General features: G+C 52.9%; 15 protein-coding genes and 1 CRISPR repeat array (1 of these 16 cut by a window edge). Of the genes, 3 read left to right on the top strand and 12 right to left on the bottom strand.

The window, feature by feature from the left end:
* A CRISPR array of direct repeats spans window positions 1–1,453; the repeat unit is 29 nt; unit sequence CGGTTTATCCCCGCTGGCGCGGGGAACAC (it extends 2,725 nt beyond the left edge of the window).
* Between the two features lie 95 nt (window positions 1,454–1,548).
* From cas2e to casA, 7 genes are read right to left on the bottom strand one after another with little or no spacing between them, the layout of a single operon-like run.
* Window positions 1,549–1,842 carry a type I-E CRISPR-associated endoribonuclease Cas2e gene (gene cas2e / locus CWM54_RS12530; protein ID WP_012967338.1) on the bottom strand — a complete coding sequence of 98 codons (294 nt, stop codon included), beginning with the start codon at window positions 1,840–1,842 and terminating at the stop codon, window positions 1,549–1,551.
* A 2-nt stretch (window positions 1,843–1,844) separates the two neighbouring features.
* Entirely contained in the window at window positions 1,845–2,762 is a 918-nt protein-coding gene (gene cas1e, locus CWM54_RS12525) for a type I-E CRISPR-associated endonuclease Cas1e (protein ID WP_100697322.1), read from the bottom strand.
* Window positions 2,762–3,466, bottom strand: a complete 705-nt coding sequence (cas6e, locus tag CWM54_RS12520) for a type I-E CRISPR-associated protein Cas6/Cse3/CasE (protein WP_100697320.1) — start codon at window positions 3,464–3,466, stop codon at window positions 2,762–2,764. Before cas6e ends, cas1e begins: the two co-directional genes overlap by 1 nt.
* On the bottom strand, window positions 3,466–4,191 hold the full coding sequence (cas5e, locus tag CWM54_RS12515; protein WP_100697318.1) for a type I-E CRISPR-associated protein Cas5/CasD: 726 nt from the start codon (window positions 4,189–4,191) through the stop codon (window positions 3,466–3,468). The genes cas6e and cas5e overlap by 1 nt, the downstream gene beginning before the upstream one ends.
* Window positions 4,192–4,200: 9 nt before the next feature.
* Entirely contained in the window at window positions 4,201–5,256 is a 1,056-nt protein-coding gene (cas7e, locus tag CWM54_RS12510; protein ID WP_100697316.1) for a type I-E CRISPR-associated protein Cas7/Cse4/CasC, read from the bottom strand.
* Window positions 5,257–5,277: 21 nt separating this feature from the next.
* Window positions 5,278–5,877 (bottom strand): type I-E CRISPR-associated protein Cse2/CasB, encoded by a 600-nt coding sequence (casB, locus tag CWM54_RS12505; RefSeq protein ID WP_100697314.1) that lies wholly within the window; start codon window positions 5,875–5,877, stop codon window positions 5,278–5,280.
* Window positions 5,874–7,427, bottom strand: coding sequence for a type I-E CRISPR-associated protein Cse1/CasA (casA, locus tag CWM54_RS12500; protein ID WP_100697312.1), 1,554 nt, complete (start codon window positions 7,425–7,427; stop codon window positions 5,874–5,876). The genes casB and casA overlap by 4 nt, the downstream gene beginning before the upstream one ends.
* A gap of 589 nt (window positions 7,428–8,016) precedes the next feature.
* On the opposite strand from casA, the gene CWM54_RS12495 reads away from it, so the two are divergent.
* Window positions 8,017–10,710, top strand: coding sequence for a CRISPR-associated helicase/endonuclease Cas3 (locus tag CWM54_RS12495; protein WP_100697310.1), 2,694 nt, complete (start codon window positions 8,017–8,019; stop codon window positions 10,708–10,710).
* 48 nt (window positions 10,711–10,758) lie between these two features.
* On the opposite strand, the gene cysH is transcribed toward CWM54_RS12495, so the two are convergent.
* From cysH to cysJ, 3 genes are all read right to left on the bottom strand, one after another.
* Window positions 10,759–11,493 carry a phosphoadenosine phosphosulfate reductase gene (gene cysH / locus CWM54_RS12490; protein ID WP_008806238.1) on the bottom strand — a complete coding sequence of 245 codons (735 nt, stop codon included), beginning with the start codon at window positions 11,491–11,493 and terminating at the stop codon, window positions 10,759–10,761.
* A gap of 97 nt (window positions 11,494–11,590) precedes the next feature.
* The gene (cysI, locus tag CWM54_RS12485; RefSeq protein ID WP_061153512.1) at window positions 11,591–13,303 is read right to left on the bottom strand and encodes an assimilatory sulfite reductase (NADPH) hemoprotein subunit; all 1,713 of its coding nucleotides are present in this window, start codon (window positions 13,301–13,303) and stop codon (window positions 11,591–11,593) included.
* Window positions 13,303–15,102: an NADPH-dependent assimilatory sulfite reductase flavoprotein subunit gene (gene cysJ, locus CWM54_RS12480; RefSeq protein WP_100680790.1), complete on the bottom strand. Its 1,800-nt coding sequence runs from the start codon at window positions 15,100–15,102 to the stop codon at window positions 13,303–13,305. The genes cysI and cysJ overlap by 1 nt, the downstream gene beginning before the upstream one ends.
* Window positions 15,103–15,418: 316 nt before the next feature.
* On the opposite strand from cysJ, the gene queD reads away from it, so the two are divergent.
* Complete coding sequence (gene queD, locus CWM54_RS12475; protein ID WP_012967329.1) at window positions 15,419–15,784, top strand: 6-carboxytetrahydropterin synthase QueD; 366 nt, start codon at window positions 15,419–15,421, stop codon at window positions 15,782–15,784.
* Window positions 15,785–15,824: 40 nt separating this feature from the next.
* On the opposite strand, the gene queE is transcribed toward queD, so the two are convergent.
* Window positions 15,825–16,496: a 7-carboxy-7-deazaguanine synthase QueE gene (queE, locus tag CWM54_RS12470; RefSeq protein ID WP_008806241.1), complete on the bottom strand. Its 672-nt coding sequence runs from the start codon at window positions 16,494–16,496 to the stop codon at window positions 15,825–15,827.
* A gap of 475 nt (window positions 16,497–16,971) precedes the next feature.
* Here queE and CWM54_RS12465 point away from each other — a divergent pair, with 475 nt between their 5' ends.
* Entirely contained in the window at window positions 16,972–18,081 is a 1,110-nt protein-coding gene (locus CWM54_RS12465) for an SDR family oxidoreductase (protein ID WP_074387736.1), read from the top strand.
* Between the two features lie 64 nt (window positions 18,082–18,145).
* Here the strand turns inward: CWM54_RS12465 and eno are convergent, their stop codons facing one another.
* Entirely contained in the window at window positions 18,146–19,444 is a 1,299-nt protein-coding gene (gene eno / locus CWM54_RS12460) for a phosphopyruvate hydratase (RefSeq protein ID WP_061153500.1), read from the bottom strand.
* Between the last annotated feature and the right edge of the window lie 74 nt (window positions 19,445–19,518).

The following is a 19,518-nucleotide window of genomic DNA, read 5'->3' as shown; positions in this document are numbered from 1 at the left end:
ATGGTGAAGACGTTTTTGAGCGGTTTATCCCCGCTGGCGCGGGGAACACTCCATGAGCCTGTTAGATGATGCGATTGGTGTCGGTTTATCCCCGCTGGCGCGGGGAACACCGTTGATTCGTATGTGGTCAGCAAGACGCAGCCGGTTTATCCCCGCTGGCGCGGGGAACACTGTGTTCGGATGAAACTGAAAATATCAACGGCCGGTTTATCCCCGCTGGCGCGGGGAACACAGCGCGAATTACCTCCGCCTCTCCTGTACGTTCGGTTTATCCCCGCTGGCGCGGGGAACACCCGGAAAGCAGTACGCGAGCTATACGAAGGGGCGGTTTATCCCCGCTGGCGCGGGGAACACTTAGCCTGGCGCGGTGACCATATCCAGTTAACCGGTTTATCCCCGCTGGCGCGGGGAACACTGTAGATGGCGCTGGCATCCCCGGTCAGCCACCGGTTTATCCCCGCTGGCGCGGGGAACACGCATAGCGCCCTGCCCCGGCTGCCGGAACGAACGGTTTATCCCCGCTGGCGCGGGGAACACCGATGGTATGGGTGTTCTCACCGTTGCAGATACGGTTTATCCCCGCTGGCGCGGGGAACACCAAATCCCCCTCTCTCCGCCACTATTCAAACACGGTTTATCCCCGCTGGCGCGGGGAACACAGTTGAGACGTCGCGGAATGTTGTCACGTAGCCGGTTTATCCCCGCTGGCGCGGGGAACACATACGTCTGCTCTTGTGCGATCCAGGTATTAGCGGTTTATCCCCGCTGGCGCGGGGAACACGCGTCCAGCGGGATTCCCACTGTTTCTCGCCGTGGTTTATCCCCGCTGGCGCGGGGAACACGGGAAAACTTGGCGCCGCAAGTCGCTGGAATACGGTTTATCCCCGCTGGCGCGGGGAACACGCACAGGGCTATATAGACGAAATCCGAGCAACGCGGTTTATCCCCGCTGGCGCGGGGAACACCATACATGAAGCCGCTGCTCATCCTTTCAGTGCGGTTTATCCCCGCTGGCGCGGGGAACACTTTATGCGAATGATAACGCGAAAGAAACCCGCCGGTTTATCCCCGCTGGCGCGGGGAACACTCCAGAGTGCAGGCTTCGAACCGGGCCGGGACCGGTTTATCCCCGCTGGCGCGGGGAACACCCGAACTCCCGCCAAACATTGGCTATGGCGTACGGTTTATCCCCGCTGGCGCGGGGAACACGGGCTTTATACCTCGCCGGGCAGCCTGGTTTACGGTTTATCCCCGCTGGCGCGGGGAACACTATCCCCTACATGGGATAATGACATGAATATCCGGTTTATCCCCGCTGGCGCGGGGAACACGGCCCGGCGTATTGCGGATGCCGGACTGGACGCGGTTTATCCCCGCTGGCGCGGGGAACACAAAAACTGCGTCAGAGTGCTCAACGCTTCCTCCGGTTTATCCCCGCTGGCGCGGGGAACACACTAAAAAAATAGACTTCAATATCAATAGCTTTTAACTGAAAAACAATTCACCAACAATTAAGAAACAATTTTACATTATTAAAGAGCATATAACTCATTGTTTTAAAACAGGAAGGAAAGATACTAACCGCAGTCCATCCAAATCCACCGGAATACGTCTATTCACACCATATGTCTGAAACTCAAATCCGGATTCGGTATTCGTCGCCCAAGCCATAACAACATTCCCCTCTTCTGCCAGAACGGAAACCTGTTGCCATATCATTTCTCGTGTCTTTGTTGAGATGTCCCCAACATACACACCAGCGCGAATCTCCAGCAACCAGACGGCTAACCGTCCACGGAGTCGCGGAGGAACATTCTCTGTCACCACAACCAACATACTCATCGTTAACGACTCCGATGGCCTGCATCACCTAAAGAGACAGGGAGTGGGATAGCTACAGGATGTGCATCTTCAGGTGGTGGGGGTGGCTGAATTTCGCCTGCCGCAAGAACATCGTCAATAAGCGGAATTAATTTCGCCAGTATTTTGCTACTGCGGAAAATATCCCTGCAGGCTAGCCGGACTTCGCGATCGGGCTCGGCTGGATTACGCCGCGCTATCTCGAATGCTTTTGGCACGACGGTATCAAACTTAATGATATCAGCAATATCGTAGACAAAAGAAAGTGGTTTACCAGTATGTACAAAGCCTATCGCTGGCGCGTATCCAGCAGCAAGTATTGCTGCCTCCGTCACACCATACAGGCAGGCCGTCGCCGAACTAATACACTGGTTGACCGTATCCCCTTTCTCCCAGTCTTTCGGATCGTAGCGGCGTCCCTGCCACTTTACGCCATACTGTTTCGCCAATAATGCGTAAGTCGCCCGCACACGACTCCCTTCAATGCCGCGTAACTGTTCGACAGAACGTCGGCTTGGCGCTGGCTCACCAAAACGCAACTCGAACATTCTACGCACTACTTTCAGACGGAGCTCATCATCTAAGGCCAGCTTTGCCTGATAGAGCAATTTATCGGCTCGGGCACCACCTGGTTGCCCAGAGGCATAGAGACGGACACCCGCTTCACCAACCCATACCAGCAACGTGCCCACTGTCGCCGCCAGCCTTACAGCGGCATGAGAAACACGCGTCCCCGGTTCCAACATCAGACAGGCCACCGATCCGACAGGAATATGTGTACGGACGCCGGTTTTATCGATTAAAACGAATGCCCCATCGATAACATCAACTTGCCCATACTGGAGAAAGATCATCGATACACGATCTTTAAGCGGGATCGGATTTAATGGCAGCCAGCTCATTAGCGCCTCCTTTTTACCATCAGCATCCCACAACCCAACGCTTTACTCTTACCTAAGCCAGAGAACAGCACCTGGGAGAAAAGCGGAACGTCTGTAACACAAAGTGTTCCGCAAAAATCCACACTGCTGTACGTGATCGGTTCTTCCCGATTATGGCGAACAAAACGATGCTGTTGATACGCTTGCACACAGCCACAGCGCGTCTGCATTTCCCTGTATTCCTCACCAGCCCACAAAGCCAAAGCATCTGCCTCTGGCTCAAGCAAGTAAAAACCATGCTGCTGCCCTTGCCTCTCCAGCCACGCCTGAGCAGCCTGCTGCTGTACCTCCCACCAGCGTTCTTTTACAACGCCGCTTGCTTTTGCATGGTATTTGGCATCCATCATCACATCGCTGCGTTTACCATCTCGGGTAATCACCGGGTTAGCCCGTAGTTGAAAATCCAGTATCAAGCCCTCCGTCAGTTGTGGATTAAATGGTTTGGTTTCAACCACAAACAGAGAATGCTGGGACAGTGGCGGCGTTGTCGAGAGCACAAAAAAGCTGCCTTTCGCTTCCTGACGAAACAAGAACTGACGTGCCGTTTGTTGTGGAAAAAGCTGCCAAAGCCACTGATGACTAGCGTAAGGCCTGGCTGATTCCCATTTTTTCAACATTTCAGGACGAAGGTTTTTGAACAGAAGCTGGATACGAGACAAGTACATTACGCCCTCCCTTGCAACAGACCGCTAAAGCGGATATAGCTGCCGAACTGCCAACGCTGGCGGCTGAGTGGGTGATTATGGCTATGGATTTTCTGCTGCCATTGCAGACTCTCTTCATCGGGATCGTCCCAGTAGCAAATACCCTCTTTCGAGGTAAACCCATTTAATTCCGCGGCGGACATTTCCTGAGCAGCAAGAATGAATATCTCTTTTAACGTACCAGTCATTAATCGGGGCGCCAGCGGCAAGGCTAACGGACAAGACTTTCTTCCGAGATATAGCGGAAAATAAGGTGTCAGCAGTGCTTCACGCAACGCCGTCAACGCATACGGAGCACCAGCGGTAGCACTTAACGCCACGTGCCAGTAACCATCGCAACGATATTCACGCTGCGAAATCAGGGTGCCGATTTCATCGGGCGCGAGAGTCAGTTCATCCCGTCGCGTGAAGTAACGATACTTTTTATTTTCTCGTGGCGCACTAACCGTATGATAATCCCGTAGCCAGCGCTCTTGCGAGGCTAGCGCATGCACTGCCAAATGATAGTGTTGGTTAAATGTATTTAACCGTTCTTCTTCATCGCGGCGTATCCCAAGCGCGGCGGCAACCAATCCTAATAATGCCGATCGCGTAGGTACTGCCGCAGAGTGGCGGATCTCACCTGACGCTTCTTCTCCCCATGATGCCAGTGGCGCATAGAGCTGAAAAACCAGATATTCCTTCATCATTCATCCTTACTGGCTGACAAAGGCCAGTAATTCCGCCAGCGATCCGATGCCTTCATGAACGTTCAGTTCTTGATAAGCGTCAGTACAGTTGCCATAGACCCGATCGAAGCTATCACGCTGCTGTTTTAAGCGAGCAATCGCCGCCGGTATCTGATCGGTATCGCGTACGGGCTGGAAAAATGCCGCGGCCAACGCTCGCGGTTGTTTTTTCCCGATTTCGGCCAGCGCATAAGTAGCATAAGCGCGAGAGGCAAAGCTGTTTTGCTTTCCCGTTGGTGAAACAGTTAGTGCTGTTTCGGTGAGCGCCGCAATGGCGCGTTTCGCTAGTTCCTCATTACCACCGAGGTTTTCTACCAACAAATCCCGGCTGATGCAGATATAGGTATAGAAAAGCGCTGAGGCAAACCCCTGTTCCCCCATATGAGCAGAACCGGCATCTTCTTTATTATTGAGGTCATCTACAGCAGTAAAGAAATCAGACTCAATGGTCACGGCACTCACACCCAGCGCATGAGAAACCTGGCATGCGGCCTCAACGTTAAACTCAGGTGATGATGCCAGCATACGGCCAAACAATGCCATGTCCACGCTACGCTGTTCATTACGCAGTAATTTAACCTCTTCATCGGTCGGTATACGCTGTTCAGCGATCAGAGTTTTAACCAATTGCTCAATCAAATGAATTTCATGACTGCTGACGTGGACGATCTGCTCAATCTCTAGATTTTTTTCATCATTCGCATTTTTGTCATTTTTCAATTTACCGAACTGCTCAGCGATTTTCTCTGCCGCGCTTTTTGCGACTTTAGCTGCAGTATCTGCAGCAATCATTGGACGATAGACATAGTCCACTCCAATTCGACGAGTGCGCTTCCCGATGAAACCATCCATTGCTTCTTCAAACGTTTCCGAAACGCGCCAGGCACGTTTTAGGCTTTGTGACGACACTCGCAGGCGCTCTACACCGCCCATAAATGCCGTTTTAGGCCTGCCGGAATCGTCACGGTTAAGGTTAGCGGGTGCATATGCCGTTAATAAGTGTAACTGAATAAAAGTGGTCATTATTAAATCCCTCTAAGTTACTTATTTGCCATAGGATGTTGAAAGATATTCGTTAGCCCAGCGGATGCGGTTTCGCTTAAAGGGATCTCGATGTTCTGGCTCATGATTTTCACGACGTTGCCATTCTTCCATCCACAGGAAAATACTGTCGGCCAGAGACAAGACATTCACTCCCTCCGCCCCACGAATATTCACCACCTGAATTAGCAACTGACAGAAAATTTCCGGATCGGCCGCCTTTTGCAAACGTTCAAAGCGCAGAGCAGAAACACATGCCGTTGTTCCATTTAGCTTTTCTCCCAATTGTGCGGCAAAACTGGCTTTTTCTTTATGACTTTTAATATGCGCAGCGACGCTGATAAACAGCGCCAGAGCCATTTCATCAACAGGCTGTAAGGGAATATATTTAAGCAGGGCCTGGCGAAGCGCGCCATAAGCTTCACACATCATCACCCCATATGGCGGGGTCATTTTTTTCAGCTCCGCACGCCAGGCCCGGCCGTTGATTCGCTTATCGTCCCGGCGCTCATAGCGTTCAGACAGGATGGCAAACCATTCCAGCAATGCTTTCTGTGCATCAGGGTGCGTGATTTTGCACAACATTGCAGTATGACTGTTCATAGAGTCTCCTTTGGTTCCTCGGCAAACATCAAGATTTCCTTGCGCGCTTTGTGTTTACGGTAGCTGCTCTCAAGTTCTCGTCGAGCCGCAAGCTGGCGCAACAGAATGTCGTCGGGACTATCAGGATCGGTTAGAGCATCACGGTCAAATACCTGTAAGAGATACCGAAGGAGTTCCCGATCCCACTGACGCAATGCATGACGGGAAGGGGCATCCTGGCGTAACGGATCCTGCTCCAGTGCGTCGAGAAGCTGCCGAAAAGCGGGTTCAGTTTCCTGCCAGAACGCAATATCCACCATACTGAAATCCATTTTGGCTTCTTTTGGCGTATCAAACTTAGCGCTTTTAAACGCGTATCTCAGCAGCGACAGCGCTTCCGATGCGAATACCAATACGTTATTGAGGACGGCAATAAATTGCTCTTCATGAGCAACACGGATCAAAGGAATACGATGCTGATACCAGCAGCGAGCTTTCGCATTATCCATATCCCAAGCAAAACACCACAGGCCCAATTTTTTACGCCGCCCGGCAGCCAGAACCACCTTTGCAGGTTGCATTCGGTTAAATTTATCCTCGCGTTTCATGAGCAACCCGAGCCAGTCTTTATAATTTAATCCGCCAGGCTGCCCCTTCAGAGCCAGCCAAGGCGCAGAGGGATCTTTCAATGCCTGCCGATAAGGTGAGAAGGGATGGAGCCAGCTATCATATTGAACACCATAGTTTTTACTGCGCATTTGCAATAGTAGCGACGGATGACTGTCTCCACATAAATTACAAACGCCGGCCACGGTTTTAGTGAAATCCAATTCGATTCGCCGCGGCATTCCCCAGTACGCCTGTAACGGATGGGCATTTTCAGGCGTCACGACATTTCCGGCCTTATCGCTGGTTTTAGTTGGTGCAAGCCAGGGGAAAATAAGCGCATGTTGTGCAGGGGTAGGTTTCTGCGCCAGCGGCAAAACGTTGAGCCAAAGTTTTTGCCAGAGAGGATATTTATCTTCCTCTTTTGGTACAACCAGCGTAGTAAGCGGCCCGCCGCCGCGCATCCCTACCCGATAACCCGCCCCACCGGCAGGGGAATTGGTCTGAATCGTAAATAATGCTATCGCGGCGCAGTCCGGGCAGATATGTTCAACTTGACCACGTTTAACAAAATGATCTTTATTGAGCTTAAGCGTGTTACCGCCGGGTGCATCAATTAACAATCCGGCAATGGAACCATATTCGCTATCCAGAGGATCAAAACTTTGCAGGAACGAGGGCTTTTGCTCACCAAATTGGAGAACGGGAGACAATGCCTGGAGTGCTTCCTCCCAGCGTTCAGGTTCGATACCTTCGTTCCAAATATCCTCCCAGTCATCTTTATCCTCTGGCACGATAGTGCACTGTAGAATGCCGATGAGCATTTGCCATGCAGCCCCCTGAAAATCGGATCGTGGATAGGCTACATCACGAATTTGATTATCAAGAAGTTCAGTTAATGCGATTTTTGTATGCTTGCCGCTGGATAAGACGACGGGAAGCCATTTTTCCCTGGTTAAATCCATTGAGTGACTCCTGTAAAACTGGAGCGAGGCTGAACCACCAACTAAACAAAATACCTATAAGGTAGGCTCCTTTCGGAGCCTACCGGACATTAACGCTTCAATGCTGAACAGAGTAAAGCTAAAAACATCATCATTTCTGCATGATTAAGCGTAAAGGTAATCACCATACAGGTACCGTTTTTAGTTGCTGGCGACCAGGACGTCCGTTTAGAATGCAAGTGCTACGTCGCTTCGGCAATGGATGCCCTCCTATCCAGGGGAGCTCCATTGCTGGAGTGCCAAAGGCTTCCCCTGTTGAACTTCATCGTAGTGGGTTTAGAAGTTGAACGCAACGGCAAAAAAGCAATAAGCTATTTAGCCACAACCTCGATGTACATTTTCTGTAGCCCTGCTAAAATTGCTACGTTCCTCATTTCAATGAGGATGAACCGCAATAGGCCATGTAGCCGAAGCTAAAATGCAACCCGTTCCCCGCGCTAGCGGGGATAACCCTCTTGAGTTAAAGGTAAAAAACATCTGGTCTGTTCTTACTATCTCGCACTAAGATTAACGTCGTTATATTTTCCTCGCTACAAAAATGAGGACATTTATGAGATATATCAATTATCTTCGTTATTGGGGAAAAACCAGTAAAGTAACTTCCACAAAAATAAAGCCTTATCATCTACTGGCATATCATTGTCTGGATGTGGCCGCCTGTGGATATTACATAATAAAAAACAATATTTTTAATTCCAGAGATATTTTGGAAGAATGTAATCTTATCGATAAGGATGCTGAAAGATGGATGATATGGTTGCTTGCCAGTCATGATATCGGCAAATTCGCCAGAGGCTTTCAAAGATATGCCTCGTTCCCCGATACGCCACTGGTTCCACCTGTGAGCACAATTGCTGCATTTGAGCGGCACGATACGTTAGGCTTCTATTTATGGGAAAAAATTAGCGACGCCTGGCAGGAAGGAAATAACGACATCATTGCCGGTATTGATCCCGAAAACCGTGGTAGTTTCACCAGTGCCTTAAACATCTGGATGCAGATAAGCACTGGTCATCATGGCATTCCACCCGACACCCAGCAAAATAGCAGTGCACTGGCATTTACCGATGAGGATATCATCGCCGCCACGCATTATCTTGAAACGCTAAGTCAGTTGTTTCCTTTTACGTTGCCTTCAGTCTGGAAAACCAAGACCGGACGGAAAAGTTTAAAGCGCCACAGCTGGTTCTTTGCCGGTCTTGTCACCCTCACTGACTGGATGGGATCAGATGAAACTCACTTTCCCGCCGTCAGCAATGCGATGCCTTTGCAAGATTATTGGCCTCTCGCCTGCGAAAAGGCGCAACAGGCCATCCTCACCATTCCACCATTATCACCACACATCTTTTATCATAATCATCAAGCTCTGTTTCCCTTTATTCATACGCTCACTCCGCTCCAGCAGCGAGCTAATACTCTGGATATCTCATCGCCAGGTCCGCAACTCATTATTCTGGAAGACGTAACCGGAGCTGGTAAAACAGAAGCAGCACTGATTCTGACTCATCGTTTAATGTCTGCAGGTAAAGGCCATGGACTTTACGTTGGACTGCCGACCATGGCAACCGCGAATGCTATGTATAAACGCTTGTCGGCGGCTTACCGTGCGCTGTTCGCCGATGATGCCAGGCCGTCGCTTATACTGGCTCATGGCGGAAGAGAAATGTCAGAAACTTTCCGGCAATCCATCTGGCAGCCAGTCAATGAGACGGCAGAAGATTACGCGCAAGACGATCGCAACGCCGCCAGTGAATGCCACATCTGGTTCGCTGATTCCCGCAAAAAAGCGCTACTCGCTGAAGTTGGTGTCGGTACTCTCGATCAGCTTTTAATGGCGGTGATGCCATTTCGCCATCAGTCGCTTCGTTTACTTGGCATGCGCGATAAAATCCTGCTGCTGGATGAGGTTCATGCCTATGATGGTTACATGGTGAAATTAATGGAAGGATTGCTCAGTTTCCATGCCGCCCAGGGAGGGAGCGCCATCATACTGAGCGCCACACTACCCGCCACCTTACGTGAAAAGCTACTTAATGCATTCAGTCATGGCGCCGGTAGTTCGGTCGTTATCCCCAACGTCGATGCTGGTTATCCATGGCTCAGCCACCTCTCGTCGGCAGGCCTGCTGGAACAACCGCTAACCACCCGACCAGAAGTCCAGCGTACCGTAACCGTTAACTGGATACAGCAGCGCCGGGAAGCACTGGAGCTTATTTATCGCGTTGTTGCAGCCGGACAGTGTGTTTGCTGGATCCGTAATACGGTTGACGAGGCACGAGAGATTTTCCAGCAGTTGCGCAGCGACGGGCGGGTGCCAGAACAGGATATAGTGCTCTTTCACAGCCGCTTTGCTTTCGCTGACCGCATTGCCATTGAAGATAAAACGCTGAGCTGGTTCGGCAACCATGCTCCCGCTACTGCACGAAAAGGAAAAGTATTAATCGCAACACAGGTCGTCGAACAGAGTCTTGATCTGGATTTTGACTGGATGATCTCCGATCTGGCACCAATGGATTTATTGATTCAACGCGCAGGTCGTCTACAACGCCATATCCGCGATGCTGACGGGCAACGCAAACCCGCTCTTCCTGATGGGCGCCAACCTCCAATATTACATATCCTGGCCCCTGAATGGCAGGAACAAGCAGCAGCGGGCTGGTTGGGACAGGAACTACGAGGTACAGGTTATGTTTATCTCGACCATGCCTGCCTGTGGCGTACCCAGTCGTTGCTGCGTCAGTATGGTGAAATCAGCATGCCGGATAACGCCAGAAAGCTAGTTGATGGTGTTTATGAGCAGACGATAGCTGCCCCACCAGAGCTGCAAACCTTATCTGATGTCGCTTTCGGCAACGTTCTCAGTCAACGATCGGTTGCTGCGCAAAATCTATTACGTCACGATGTTGGCTACGCTCGAGAGGCCAGTGATTTTTTATGGGATAACGACAGAGAATTTTCGACTCGTCTGGGTGAAGAAAGCCTGGATGTCTACCTTGCCTGGCAAGATGGTGAAGGGGAATTACATCCCATAGCCGCCGAAGGCGATTTCCGCTGGGAAATGAGCAGACTGTCGGTTCGCCTCTCATGGTGGAAAAAGCATGCAGGTGAATTTAGCCTGCCCGATGCTGAATCACTTGAACAATTCCGCAAGGCACAACGTCGCCCAACAGGTCAAGTACTACTGGTTTCGTCAGACGGCGAAGCGAGCTATTACAGTAAACAAAGTGGATTAGGTAACGGATAGGAGAACCAGCATGAGCAGAATGTCATCTGTCATGCTGGTTAGAGAAACTTAACCCTCGTGCAATCCGCACTCGCGTTTAAGCCCGAAGAACCGGGTCTCTTCTTCTGCCATGCCTGGCTCCCATTTGCGGGTGGTGTGGGTATCGCCTACCGACAGATAGCCCTGATCCCACAGCGGGTGGTATTTCAGCCCGTGCTTTTGCAGGTACTGATATACCGTCCGGTTATCCCAGTCGATAATCGGCAGCACCTTGAACACCCCGCGCTGGATAGCCAGCACCGGTAAGGTCGCCCGGCTACCGGACTGCTCGCGGCGCAGACCGGCGAACCAGGTCTGGGTATTGAGCTCTTTCAGCGCCCGGTTCATCGGCTCGACTTTGTTGATCTCATTGTATTTCTCAATGCCCTCAACGCCCTGCTCCCACAGCTTACCGTAGCGCGCCTCCTGCCAGGCGGCGCTCTCCTGCGCCCGATAGACCTTCAGGTTCAGCTTGAGCTTGTCGGTTAACTCATCGATAAACTGATAGGTTTCCGGAAACAGATAGCCGGTATCGGTGAGGATCACCGGAATATCCGGGCGCAGCTGGTTGACCAGGTGCAGACTCACCGCCGCCTGAATGCCAAAGCTGGAAGACAAAGCATACTCGCCAGGCAGATTTTCCAGCGCCCACGCTACGCGTTCTTCGGCGCTGAGCTTCTCCAGCTTCGCATTGGTCTCCGCCAGCGCCAGGATACGTTCCACTTTCGGCAATGCATTAAGCGCGTTTAGATCGAGTACGGACATATAAACCTCGTTTGCCTGTTATGCCGGGCGGCACTGCGTTTGCCCGGCCTACGGGTTTTGTAAGCCCGGACGCTACGCGCCACCGGGCACCAGGATGTTATTCCCAGAAATCGCGGGCTGGGTCGAGCACCGGGCGAATGATGCCCGCACGCACCGTAAAGTCGCCGAAGCCTTCACCCGCTTCACGCTCTTTCGCCCAGCGCCCTACCAGTTCGTCTAGCGAGTCGAGAATTTCCGACTCGGTAATATTTTCACGGTACATCCGCGGGATGCGGGTGCCGCTGCGGTTACCGCCAAGGTGCAGGTTGTAGCGGCCTGGCGCTTTGCCCACCAGCCCCACTTCCGCCAGCATCGCGCGACCACAGCCGTTCGGGCAGCCGGTGACGCGGGTGACGATATGCTCATCGCTCACGCCGTGCTTGTTCATCACCCCTTCCACCTTGTCGATAAACGACGGCAGGAAACGCTCAGCTTCCGCCATTGCCAGCGGGCAGGTCGGGAAGGAGACGCAGGCCATCGAGTTTTCGCGCTGCGGAGTAACGGCATTCATCAGACCATGATCCCGCGCCAGCTTCTCGATCCGCGCCTTCTGATCTTCCGGTACGCTGGCGATGATCAGGTTCTGGTTGGCGGTGATGCGGAATTCGCCTTTATGGATCTTAGCAATCTCCAGCAGGCCAGTCTTCAGCGGGCGTCCCGGATAATCGAGAATGCGGCCGTTTTCAATAAACAGCGTCAGGTGCCATTTGTCATCAATCCCTTTCACCCAGCCGATGCGGTCTCCGCGGCCGGTGAATTCGTACGGACGGATCGGCTCAAACTTAATGCCAGCCCGGCGCTCCACTTCCGCCTTGAAGGTTTCGACGCCAACGCGCTCAAGGGTGTACTTGGTTTTCGCATTCTTACGGTCGGTACGGTTGCCCCAGTCGCGCTGGGTAGTCACGACCGCTTCCGCCACCGCCAGAGTATGCTCCAGTGGCAGATAGCCGAATTCGCTCGCCGTGCGGGCGTAGGTTTTCTTGTTGCCGTGTTCGATAGAGAGACCGCCGCCCACCAGCAGGTTAAAGCCCACCAGCTTGCCGTTTTCGGCGATCGCCACGAAGTTCATGTCATTAGCGTGCAGATCGATATCGTTCTGCGGCGGGATCACCACCGTCGTTTTAAACTTACGCGGCAGATAGGTCTGACCGAGGATCGGCTCTTCGTCGGTAGTCGCGACCTTTTTCTGATCCAGCCAGATCTCGGCATAAGCGCGGGTACGCGGCAGCAGATGCTCGGAGATCTTTTTCGCCCACTCGTAGGCCTCAGCGTGCAGCTGCGACTCATGCGGGTTGGAGGTGCACAGCACGTTACGGTTCATATCGTTGGCGGTGGCCAGCGCGTCCAGCCCCACCGAGTGCAGCATCTGATGCACCGGCTTCACGTTCTTTTTCAGAATACCGTGGAACTGGAACGTCTGCCGGTTGGTCAGGCGAATACTGCCGTAAATGGTGTTGTCAGCGGCAAACTTATCGATCGCCTTCCACTGGGTAGTGGTGATCACCCCGCCCGGCAGACGGCAGCGCAGCAGCATCGCATGACGCGGCTCCAGCTTCTGGGCGGCGCGTTCCGCGCGGATATCGCGATCGTCCTGCTGGTACATGCCGTGGAAACGGATCAGCAGGAAGTTATCACCTTTAAAACCGCCGGTCAGACCGTCGTTTAAATCTTCCGCAATGGTGCCGCGCAGGTAGTTGCTCTCAAGCTTCATGCGCTCGGCATCGGTCAGTTTACCTTCGACCACTAAAGGCCCCGGATGTTTTTCGCTCATTAGTAGACATCTCGCTGATAACGGCGCTCAACGCGCAGCTCACTTAAAAATTCGTCCGCCGCTTCGGCGTCCATCGCGCCGTATTCGGCAATCACTTCCAGTAAAGTATGTTCCACGTCTTTCGCCATACGATTGGCGTCGCCGCAGACATAAATGTGGGCGCCATCATTGATCCAGCGCCACAGCTCGGCTCCCTGCTCGCGCAGTTTGTCCTGCACGTAGACTTTTTGTTGTTGATCGCGGGACCAGGCCAGATCGATACGGGTCAGCAGACCTTCCTTCACATAGCTCTGCCACTCCACCTGATAGAGGAAATCTTCAGTGAAGTGCGGGTTGCCGAAGAATAACCAGTTCTTGCCTTGCGCCCCGTCCGCTGCGCGCTGCTGCATAAAGGCGCGGAACGGCGCAATACCGGTGCCCGGGCCAATCATGATCACCGGCGTCTCCGGGTTAGCCGGCAGACGGAAGTTGTCGTTGTGTTCAATAAAGACGCGGACTTCGCCATCTTCTTCCACGCGGTCGGCGAGGAAGCTGGAGGCACCGCCAGCGCGGGCGCGACCTTCAATTTCATAGCGCACTACGCCTACGGTGACATGTACTTCGCTTTCCGCTTCCGCCTGCGAGGAGGCAATCGAGTACAGGCGCGGCGTCAGCGGACGCAGCAGACCGATTAACGCCTCGGCGTCCAGCTGTGCCGGGGAGAAACGGACCATATCGATGATCGGCGTCGCAGCAGCATACTGCTGCAGCTGAGCTTTATCTCCCACCAGCGGCAGCAGCGATTCGCTGCGGGTCAGGGTGGCGTAGTTTTCGACGATAGTCGCGGTGTTAACCGTCAGCTCAAAATGCCACTCCAGCGCTTCCGCCAGCGGCAGAGTTTTGCCATCAACGGTTACCGGCTCGTCACCTTTCAGCCACAGCAGCTCCACCAGCTCTTTGACCAGCTGAGGATCGTTTTGATACCAGACGCCCAGCGCGTCGCCCGGCTGATAGCGCAGACCGGAATCACCGAGGTCAATTTCAATATGGCGCACATCTTTTTCGGAATCGCGGCCAGTGATTTTCTGGTTGACCGACAGGGTCGCCGACAGTGGAGCCTCTTTGGTGTACGGGCTGGTATGGATGTCGTTCACCGCGCCGCTGGTGGCCAGCTGAGCGGGCGCGGCAACTGGCGCACGGGCTTTCAGCACCTCAACGACGCGCGCGCGCCATTCCGCAGCCGCGGTCTGATATTCGACGTCGGCATCGACGCGATCGAGCAGGCGTTCCGCGCCGAGCTCGGCCAGCTTGCTGTCGAAATCTTTGCCGGACTGGCAGAAGAATTCATAAGAAGTATCGCCGAGGCCAAAGACAGCGAACGCGGTCCCGTCCAGCTTCGGCGCTTTTTTCGAGAACAGGAACTTATGCAATGCGACCGCTTCTTCCGGCGGCTCACCTTCCCCCTGGGTGGACGTCACGACCACCAGCAGTTTTTCCGCAGCAATTTGTTTGAATTTATAATCGCCTGCATTCACCAGCTTCACGTTCAGCTTCGCTGCCAGCAGATCGTCGCGCAGCGCTTCGGCGACGCGACGGGCGTTGCCGGTTTGCGAGGCGGAAATCAGCGTGATCGAGGGCACCTCAGCGGCCTGGACAGGAACGGCCACAGCCGCGCCGGACTGCTGATTCAGCACGCCCCAGAAATAGCCAGACACCCAGGCAAGCTGGGTAGGCGTGAAGTCAGTGGTGGCCGCCTGAAGGCGCGCCAGTTGCTCCGGGTTGAGCGGCAGCAAGTTGGAAGGTGAGGCCTGTGTCGTCATGCGTCGTTTGTTCCAGTAAGCAAAGCTGTTATTCGCACCCTGTCAGCGCGACAAAAACAGAAGAGAATAGAAGGGTAACGGTGCTGATAGTAACAATTAAAGAAGGGATGGAAATAATAAATAACCAAATGGACTAACCTGTTTTAGTTGTAGTTATTAACAACAAAATCGATTAAATAACCACATGAAATATAACCATTTAATCCAGATAACCCAGATAAATGTGTCCATTTTCTGTTCAGGGCCGTTTTAGTTAATGCGAAAAAATGTGCTTTCCGGTACCCTACGGCGGTTTTTTTCGTCCTGTTGAGAGTCAATGATGTCCACCACGCTGTTTAAAGATTTCACCTTCGAAGCCGCCCACCACCTGCCGCACGTTCCGGAAGGACACAAATGCGGTCGCCTGCATGGCCACTCCTTTATGGTGCGTCTGGAGATCACCGGTGAAGTCGATCCCCATACCGGGTGGATCATGGATTTTGCCGAGCTGAAGGCCGCCTTCAAGCCGACATACGATCGCCTGGACCACTATTATCTGAACGATATCCCCGGTCTGGAAAACCCCACCAGCGAAGTGCTGGCGAAATGGATCTGGGATGAGATGAAACCGCGGGTACCGCTGCTGAGCGCCGTGATGGTCAAAGAGACCTGCACCGCTGGCTGCATCTATCGCGGCGAGTAAGCGAAAAAAAAGCCCGGTCAGTACGCTGCCGGGCTTTTTTTCAGGCAATATTCAAATACTTGTGCGTCTGCATGGACAGGCGCCAGTTGCGGGCGATGCAGGTGTCGATACACAGGCGCGTCGCGTCTTCTTTCTGACTGATCGGCTGCAGGGCGATGATCCGCGGTTTGTCATCGCTCAGCGTTTCCAGCAGTTCGTCCAGCGCTTCGATGTCGCGGACGCGCCCTACCGGATGCTTGATCTCATCCGCCCGCTGCAGAGCCTGAGACAGCACATCATACCCACCACGCATATTGACCTTCGGGGATACCGTCACCCAGGTGTTGTGGCTGCAGCGCACTTCATGGGTGCCGCTGGTTTCAATCTGACAGCTAAAGCCGTTTTGTTCCAGAAGCGAGGTTAACGGCGTTAAATCATGAATGCAGGGTTCACCGCCGGTAATGACCACGTGGCGGGCAGTCCACCCCTGACGTCCAATAATCGCCAGCAGATCCTCGCTGCTTGCCGGACCCCATTTATCACTCTCTTTAGTTTTCGCCAGAATGCTGAACAACGACACTTCCCGATCGGCCAGCTTGTCCCAGGTATGCTTGGTGTCACACCACGCGCATCCTACCGGGCATCCCTGCAGACGAATAAAAATGGCAGGCACGCCGGTGAAGTAACCCTCGCCTTGCAGGGTCTGGAACATCTCGTTAATCGGGTACTGCATAGTCATCTCTGTTTAGGGTCATAAACGTCCATTATCGCAGATTTCAGCGCACAGGTCTTGTCCTGCGCTGCGATCCCTTTTTTACCCCTCCGTCAATATCCGTGTCGGGAATAATATTATTGATTAAAAAAGCAATCTTTTCTTTTGGCTTAGTTTATTAGCATGATAAGAATTAAAATAAATAGCATTCTGACGCGTGAGCGGAAAATATGTAACAGAAAATGTTATCCCTGTCATTCCGGATAAAATAACAGGTCCAGAAATCAAAACAAAAAACCTTAAAATACAACAATGTACAAACAGATACATGAAAGAGTGAATTATCTATCTGATCTGAGAGTCTAATTCAATCCGCCGATGATAATAACCTTAAACTGGTCTTAATAAAGCCCTGATCGGGCCCCTTTTTTATTTAATCGTCGTTTACTTTTGCCCACCTAGAATCCCGCAGACCAACCATAATGAGATAGCGTTTATGACCACATTATTAATTACCGGCGTTACGGGTTTTCTGGGCGGTGCCGCGTTAGAGAAAATACTCCATCAGGAAACCCGGTTAGACCTGCTGCTGCTGGTGCGTGCTGATAGCCCCGAGGCAGGCCTCGAACGGGTCAAAGAGAACATGCGTAAGTTCAATATTGCCGAGGAGAAGCTGGCGATGCTTCACCCGCAGCATATCCTGCTGGGCGATCTCGCTTCTCCGGAGCATTTTCTTAACGATCCGCGCCTCGATCAGGTGACGCATGTCCTCAACTGCGCCGCTGTCGCCTCGTTTGGCAGCAATCCGCTCATCTGGAAGGTTAACGTTGAGGGTACGCTGCGCCTGGCGCAACGGATGGCGCAGGTTGAGGGTCTACAGCGCTTTCTGCACGTCGGCACAGCCATGTCCTGCTCACCTGAGCCGGATTCACTGGTCGCCGAAAGCGCGGAGTTTCGGGAACGCGCTGAGCACCTGGTGGAATACACCCACTCAAAATCGACCATCGAGCAGTTGATGCAGCAGCATTGCCCTACGCTGCCGCTGGTCATTGCCCGCCCTTCTATCGTGGTGGGTCATACTCATCACGGCTGCCGGCCTTCCAGCAGTATTTTCTGGGTGTTCAGCATGGGGCTGATGCTGCAGAAATTTTTATGTTCCATGGAAGACCGAATCGATGTCATCCCGGTGGACTACTGCGCTGATGCCTTGCTGATGTTACTTAACCAGCCGCTGGCCCACGGCGAGGTGGTGCATATCTCTGCCGGGGAGGAGAATAGCGTGAAGTTTGCCGAAATCGACCGGGCGATGGCCCAGGCCCTGGAGCAGGCCCCGGTAGGGGATAAGTACGCCCAGGTCAGCTATGAAACGCTGGTCAAAATGCGTCGTGAACTGAAAGGGATCTTTGGGCCATGCAATGAACGTCTGATGCTGAAAGCCATGCGTTTATATGGCGCCTTCGCCACGCTGAACGTGCGCTTTAGCAACGACAAGCTGTTGAGCATGGGAATGCCAAAACCACCGCGCTTTACGGATTACATCGACCGCTGCGTGGAGACCACCCGCGGGCTGTCGATCCCCCAGCAAATGGCCGTCGATTTTAAATGATGGCTGACGGCGTAAAAAAAAATGCCAGCCCTGAGGCTGGCATTTTTATTTCACAAAGACAGGATTAAGCCTGGCCTTTGATCTCTTTACGACCGTTGAACGGCGCTTGCTCACCCAGCGCTTCTTCGATACGAATCAGCTGGTTGTATTTAGCAACGCGGTCAGAACGGCTCATAGAACCGGTTTTGATCTGGCCTGCAGCGGTACCGACAGCCAGGTCAGCGATGGTTGCGTCTTCAGTTTCACCAGAACGGTGAGAGATGACAGCGGTGTAGCCAGCGTCTTTCGCCATCTTGATTGCAGCCAGAGTTTCGGTCAGAGAACCGATCTGGTTGAATTTGATCAGGATGGAGTTAGCGATGCCTTTATCGATACCTTCTTTCAGGATCTTGGTGTTGGTTACGAACAGGTCGTCACCAACCAGCTGGATTTTGTCGCCCAGTACTTTGGTCTGGTATGCGAAACCGTCCCAGTCAGATTCGTCCAGGCCATCTTCGATGGAGACGATCGGGTACTGTTTGGTCAGATCTTCCAGGAAGTGAGTGAACTCTTCAGAGGTGAACGCTTTGTTGCCTTCGCCAGCCAGAACGTATTTACCATCTTTGTAGAATTCAGATGCTGCGCAGTCCATCGCCAGGGTGATGTCTTTGCCCAGCTCGTAGCCAGCTGCTTTAACCGCTTCAGCGATAACAGCCAGTGCTTCGGCGTTAGAACCCAGGTTCGGCGCGTAGCCGCCTTCGTCACCAACGGCAGTGTTCATGCCTTTGGACTTCAGCACTTTCGCCAGGTGATGGAACACTTCAGAACCCATGCGTACGGCTTCTTTCAGGGTCGGCGCGCCAACCGGCTGAATCATGAATTCCTGGATGTCGACGTTGTTGTCAGCGTGCTCACCACCGTTGATGATGTTCATCATCGGAACCGGCATGGAGTATTTGCCCGGAGTGCCGTTCAGTTCCGCGATGTGCGCGTACAGCGGCAGGCCTTTGGACGCTGCAGCTGCTTTGGCGTTTGCCAGAGAAACAGCCAGGATAGCGTTCGCACCGAAGTTAGATTTGTTTTCAGTACCGTCCAGGTCGATCATGATCTTGTCGATGCCAGCCTGATCTTTAGCATCTTTGCCCAGGATTGCCTGAGCGATCGGGCCGTTTACCGCAGCAACAGCTTTGGTTACGCCTTTACCCAGGAAACGGGATTTGTCGCCATCGCGCAGTTCCAGCGCTTCGCGGGAACCAGTAGAAGCACCTGACGGAGCAGCTGCCATACCGACGAAACCACCTTCCAGGTGTACTTCGGCTTCAACAGTCGGGTTACCACGGGAGTCGATGATTTCACGACCGATGACTTTAACGATTTTGGACATTAGGTTTTCCTCAGTACAAGTTAAACTAAAACTCCAGACAAACAATGCACCCAGTTGGGTGCATTGCCGTTCTA

The organism is Klebsiella sp. D-Nf1, assembly GCF_002810515.1.
GTDB lineage: Bacteria > Pseudomonadota > Gammaproteobacteria > Enterobacterales > Enterobacteriaceae > Klebsiella > Klebsiella variicola.
This window is presented reverse-complemented; position numbering and strand designations above follow the sequence as displayed.

Coding starts and splice junctions, on each gene's coding strand:
- cas2e (WP_012967338.1), bottom strand. CDS start 1,842: ATGAGTATGTTGGTTGTGGTGACAGAGAATGTTCCTCCGCGACTCCGT.
- cas1e (WP_100697322.1), bottom strand. CDS start 2,762: ATGAGCTGGCTGCCATTAAATCCGATCCCGCTTAAAGATCGTGTATCG.
- cas6e (WP_100697320.1), bottom strand. CDS start 3,466: ATGTACTTGTCTCGTATCCAGCTTCTGTTCAAAAACCTTCGTCCTGAA.
- cas5e (WP_100697318.1), bottom strand. CDS start 4,191: ATGAAGGAATATCTGGTTTTTCAGCTCTATGCGCCACTGGCATCATGG.
- cas7e (WP_100697316.1), bottom strand. CDS start 5,256: ATGACCACTTTTATTCAGTTACACTTATTAACGGCATATGCACCCGCT.
- casB (WP_100697314.1), bottom strand. CDS start 5,877: ATGAACAGTCATACTGCAATGTTGTGCAAAATCACGCACCCTGATGCA.
- casA (WP_100697312.1), bottom strand. CDS start 7,427: ATGGATTTAACCAGGGAAAAATGGCTTCCCGTCGTCTTATCCAGCGGC.
- CWM54_RS12495 (WP_100697310.1), top strand. CDS start 8,017: ATGAGATATATCAATTATCTTCGTTATTGGGGAAAAACCAGTAAAGTA.
- cysH (WP_008806238.1), bottom strand. CDS start 11,493: ATGTCCGTACTCGATCTAAACGCGCTTAATGCATTGCCGAAAGTGGAA.
- cysI (WP_061153512.1), bottom strand. CDS start 13,303: ATGAGCGAAAAACATCCGGGGCCTTTAGTGGTCGAAGGTAAACTGACC.
- cysJ (WP_100680790.1), bottom strand. CDS start 15,102: ATGACGACACAGGCCTCACCTTCCAACTTGCTGCCGCTCAACCCGGAG.
- queD (WP_012967329.1), top strand. CDS start 15,419: ATGATGTCCACCACGCTGTTTAAAGATTTCACCTTCGAAGCCGCCCAC.
- queE (WP_008806241.1), bottom strand. CDS start 16,496: ATGCAGTACCCGATTAACGAGATGTTCCAGACCCTGCAAGGCGAGGGT.
- CWM54_RS12465 (WP_074387736.1), top strand. CDS start 16,972: ATGACCACATTATTAATTACCGGCGTTACGGGTTTTCTGGGCGGTGCC.
- eno (WP_061153500.1), bottom strand. CDS start 19,444: ATGTCCAAAATCGTTAAAGTCATCGGTCGTGAAATCATCGACTCCCGT.